The following is a 4,812-nucleotide window of genomic DNA, read 5'->3' as shown; positions in this document are numbered from 1 at the left end:
CTTAATTCATTCTTGCATCTTCAATAATGACTTCACCGGCCTTCTCGCTGATCATGTAGATGGCGGCTACAATAAAAAAGCCAGGTATTTTGGGAAAGATTGAAGCGTCGACGATACGCAGGCCGGTGGTTCCATAAACACGGAACCGGTTGTCGACGACGGCCATTTTATCGCTTCGCGGTCCCATTTTGCAGGTGCAGGAAGCGTGATGCCCCCAGGCCTGATCCTTGATGAACTGACGGATTTCATCCTGGCTGCTGACGTTTGCGCCTGGCAGAATTTCTTCATCGACCAGATCCCCGCAACCTTCGAGGATATTGCGAACGGTTTCCACTCCTTCCACTACTGAATCCAGATCTTTCTCGCTACTGCCGTCATCCCCATCTTCAGGAAAGTAATTGAAGTTGATGTCAGGAACATCGCGTGGATCGCTGGATCGTAAGGTGATATATCCCGTGTTACTTGCATTTGCTTTGAGAATGGCCCAGGTAAAGATATTTTCTTTACAAGTATCAGAGTGGTTGCCATTCTTGTTACATAGCGCATTGGGATAACGACTGTTATCTCTGGTAATGTCACGAGCATAGCCTGGATAGTATCCGCTGAAATTACCGAGCAATCCAAAAATTAACAGATCCGGATCGTCATCTGGGTGCCTGGCAAAAGAGCGCCTGATGAGCGCAATCGTTGCACCGTTCGTAGTGTAAGGTCCTTTTTCCCGGAGCCACAGCGCATATTGCGGGTCTGGTTCTTCTCCGGGTTCTGGCGGGCGTAATTTCATTCCTTTGATCAAGGGAATGTTTTCTTTGAGTTTCGTTACCACGCCGATCTCATAGCGATCCTGCAAATTTTTCCCCACACCTGACAGTTCTACTTTTACCTCTATCCCATGTTTTTCCAGTTCTTCCCGTGGACCGATCCCGGATAGCATGAGCAGTTGGGGGGTATTGAAAGCCCCCGCAGCGATAATGACTTCACGTTCCACATACACGGTTTTTGCTTCAGAAACGACTGCCGCTTCGTGCCGGGGATCCGCGCGATATTGATGAGCCCCCACACGATATTCCACGCTGTAAGCTCTGTTATATTCATCGAGCAAAATACGCTGGACTAGTGAGTGGATTCTTACGATCAATTTGTCAGGACATTGTTCACGAACCCGCAGAATGTACTCTCTAGCGCCTGTCCGCTTGCCGTGTTGAGTCGTCATCGGAATTTTGCATAGCCCTTCAGGAATTCTGCGAATCAAACGCCAGTCATTGGGATCGAAGCGAATGATAAATTTCAGAATTCCCAGAAAAAAACGTTTGAGCGGATGCATCATGCGCCGGGATTCTTTCACTGCGGCGATCGTCAGTCTTGTGAGTACTCTGTCCTTCAATAGCATCCAGCGATTAGCCAGGTTGGTCGGCAGCCAGCCGTCAAACCCATGGCGACTCCAGATTTTCCATCTTGAAACATATTCGCAGCGTTCCAGACGCTGGAAGTATTTGTGCATGTTTTTGCTATGCCAGCTTGGGTCGTCCATCAGTTTGGCAATGTAATCCCAGTCACTATTGTGGGGATACATCAGAACCATGGCATTATGCGCGGTACATCCGCCTAATGTACCCGAGCGAGGATAAAGCACCCCATTTCTTTCTTTGCTGAACTTGCAATCACATTCTTGCCGGACTTTGTCGCCATAATGATGAACAAAGTAATCCCAGCGAAGCGCTTCATTTTCCGAAGCACGTGCATGAAATGCCGGAACCCTGTAATCACAAGGTTCATCATCTCCTCCGGCTTCCAGCAGTAGTACACGAAACCCTTCCAGAGCCAGTTTGCAGGCAACCGGCCCACCTCCTGCACCGGAGCCTATGACGATATAGTCAAATTTTTCGTCATCATCACTATCGATATGATTATTTTCCGAGGGGGCAGGCTTAATCATAGATATCTCCTGAAGCAGAAAACGGATAGAGCATCATGATCTGTAAACCGAGAAGCACGGTGGATATTCCTGCTATATGCCGGATTATCCACCGTACAGAATTACATGGTCTTTAGAAACTCGATCAAAGCACGTTTATCATTGTCGTTGAGCGCTGCTCTGCCTTCTTGTGCCGGGAGGTAGTCTGTGCCGAAATAATGCCCGCGGTTAACGACAAAGTCCGGACATTTGTTAACTTCCAGCAGAGGATCGACTATCCCGCCTAATATTTTGCGCAGTTCTTCGTCAGTCACGCTTTCAGGATGTTCCTGGGCTTTCCATAAATCAAAGATGTCCCACCCGATGGTTTTTGCAAGATCCCACGAAAAAGAGAGCCGCTGTCCCCAGCTTATTTCCATATTGGTATTGGAAACCAGGTTGACCGGAATACCTTCAGGAAACGGGCCAAGCTCCACCCCATCACCGATAGGAAGGATGCTGACATACCAGGGCAGATAACTTTTTAATATCCTCAGTTCACTTCTTTTTGTCGTCCGATCGATAATTCCCGGCACTTCTTTGCCTGATCGGGTGAGATAGGTTTTTCCCTCACAATGGTTTGCTGTTCTGGGATCATAGGTATAGGAGCCTTTTTCTTCTTCATCCTGTCCGTAGTAGTACAGATCTTTCTGGTCGCAGTAGCGTTTTTCGGGCCATAGCAGCTGCTCGATACTGATCTCGAAGGATTTCATACGGTCTTCCACTGAACCTGAGGGATAAAATTTTCCCACGGTATTGTTCAGTAAAAACGGTGCTGTAGACCAGATGCTCGAAAGAGAAGGTGGCCGGATATAACCGCGCCCCCCATCTGGCAGGGCGTAATCTGCGGGTTCGCGTGTAACCGGATGATGGATCAGTGCTTTTCCTGCCGAAGGTAATTTTTTATAGGAAGTCGAGGAGAAATTATCCCAGGTATCTCCCTGGATGGCGTTGGTCGCTATCGACGCGCAAATATTGGTTTCCAGCAATGTAACCGGGATGCGTAAATCCGTAGACAGGAAATTCTCTTTGAGAAAATCTTCTTCCATGACCAGCTTTGTCATTTTTTCCTTGAATTCGGATGAGTTCGTCCAGTGCCAATACTGATCCCAGCATTTTAAGTAATCAGGGCCGACACACCCTTTATCAGCGAAAAACTTGTTGGCATCGTCCGGCAATTTACTTGAATGACAAGCGGCACAATGTTCGGCAAATACCTTCTTACCATGTTCCAGGATTTCTTCATCATCGGTCAGGTAATGTTTACCTCCGGGAGCATCCTTCAAATGATCCGGAGGGGTTGCAACCAGGAAAAACAAGGCACTATCCAGCGTTTGCTGTTCGGTCGCCCGCCAGTAGCTGGAATTCTGTTCGGCTGCTTTGATCGGGAAAGGTGTAAACGGCTTTCCTCCTACCAAGGGGTTGATGTGCTGTAACCATTCTTCACTGAACAAACCGATATTGACGAAAACACGATTCAATGCACCCAGTGCACCGACTGAATCCGCACCATCTTTGAGCACACGCGGCGTCAGTACCGTATCCGGATCTTTGAAGAAAGCTCTGAGTGGGCTGTCAGCAGGGATTTCGTTGAAATGATTAAACTGCTTATTGTCCCGCTCGCCACCGTTCAATTTTTCCTCACCCCAGCGTAAGGCATTCAGCATTCGTGCAGGAAGGTTGTAAACAGCATTCATGGTGCGTGGATTGTTGATATAGTCGGTGGAGATGAGCGAAGTATCCAAAGTGCCCGGCCGGTTGGTATGGAGATGCTGGTAGGCGAAACTGGTTTTATCGGCCTCGTACGCGAACACCCGGTCGAACCAGAAATATTGTGTGCCGGGATTGGAATTGAGATTGGCCCACTGCGGATTTTCCGGGTCTTTAGGCGGATTGGTCGGATTGGGTCCTACGTGACAGAAACTGCAAGCCATTCCCACTCGGTACGGTTTGACCAGTTTGGGATCATTGTAGTAATTCGGATCAGAATAATATTTCTCGGTATTCCAGCGTTTTTTTGCAGCTTCATCGAAATCAGGATTGGGGAACAGGCGCAGGCCTACAATACCGGTTGCGTAGCCATAGTAAGACCCCACCGGCACGGTTTTGCCACGCGCGCCAATTTTGACACCTGGATATTTTTCTTCATTTTCAAACGGATCAGCAGGACAGGCCGGGTCTCGTATATCCAGATATAAGCCAAAGCGATCTTCGCGCCCGACCAGTTCGCCTTGCGCATCAGTATGTTTCATGAAACACGGTTCATTGACCAGACCAAACCAGTGCCATCGGTTGTCGCGGCTGTATCCCGGCTTTTTCACAAGCTTGGGGTGGTTCGACAGCACTTTCAGCAGATCGAAGCTGCCAAAGCTCTTCACGCTCATGTAATCCCAGAACTTATCGTTACCACCTGTCCAGACGATCCAGTTGTTTCGACCTTTGACGATCGATTTGACGGCTTCGTCCGGATTCTGTGAAATGCCGGGCACGAAGGGCTCAAGGGCAGCGACGACCTTGTCAGGGGTTTGGCTGATGCCATAATCCATATCCCTGAAATAATCTTCATCCGCGCCTGGAAAACTCTCTGCCGATCTGTTCACACACTGTGCTTCATCCAGAACCGATCCCGACTGGACGTGACTACCCTTGATACATTCGGTTGCAATTTTCAGAGATAAATTATCTGAACATCCTGCAAGAAATAAAACCAAGCTGATCCCAGTGAAACAAAAGATATTTCTACATGTTTTCATGATGATCTCCAGTTAAATGTTGATCATGGCGAGCTGAAGTTCGAAGTTATTACTGCAGTATGCTTTCATAATATATCCCTTTTTTTATTAAGGGTATTACTATGTTTA

Annotated in this window: 2 protein-coding genes; both read right to left on the bottom strand. The window is 48.0% G+C overall.

The window, feature by feature from the left end:
* Position 1 precedes the first annotated feature (1 nt).
* Positions 2–1,933: a GMC family oxidoreductase gene (locus tag ABUL11_RS10855; protein WP_350283869.1), complete on the bottom strand. Its 1,932-nt coding sequence runs from the start codon at positions 1,931–1,933 to the stop codon at positions 2–4.
* A gap of 101 nt (positions 1,934–2,034) precedes the next feature.
* Entirely contained in the window at positions 2,035–4,551 is a 2,517-nt protein-coding gene (locus ABUL11_RS10850) for a hypothetical protein (protein ID WP_350283868.1), read from the bottom strand.
* Positions 4,552–4,812 lie beyond the last annotated feature (261 nt).

This window comes from Nitrosomonas sp., from assembly GCF_040256045.1.
Lineage (GTDB): Bacteria > Pseudomonadota > Gammaproteobacteria > Burkholderiales > Nitrosomonadaceae > Nitrosomonas.
This window is presented reverse-complemented; position numbering and strand designations above follow the sequence as displayed.

What these genes read in the sequence shown, in the direction of transcription:
- ABUL11_RS10855 (WP_350283869.1), bottom strand. Translation starts at nt 1,933, where the DNA reads ATGATTAAGCCTGCCCCCTCGGAAAATAATCATATCGATAGTGATGAT.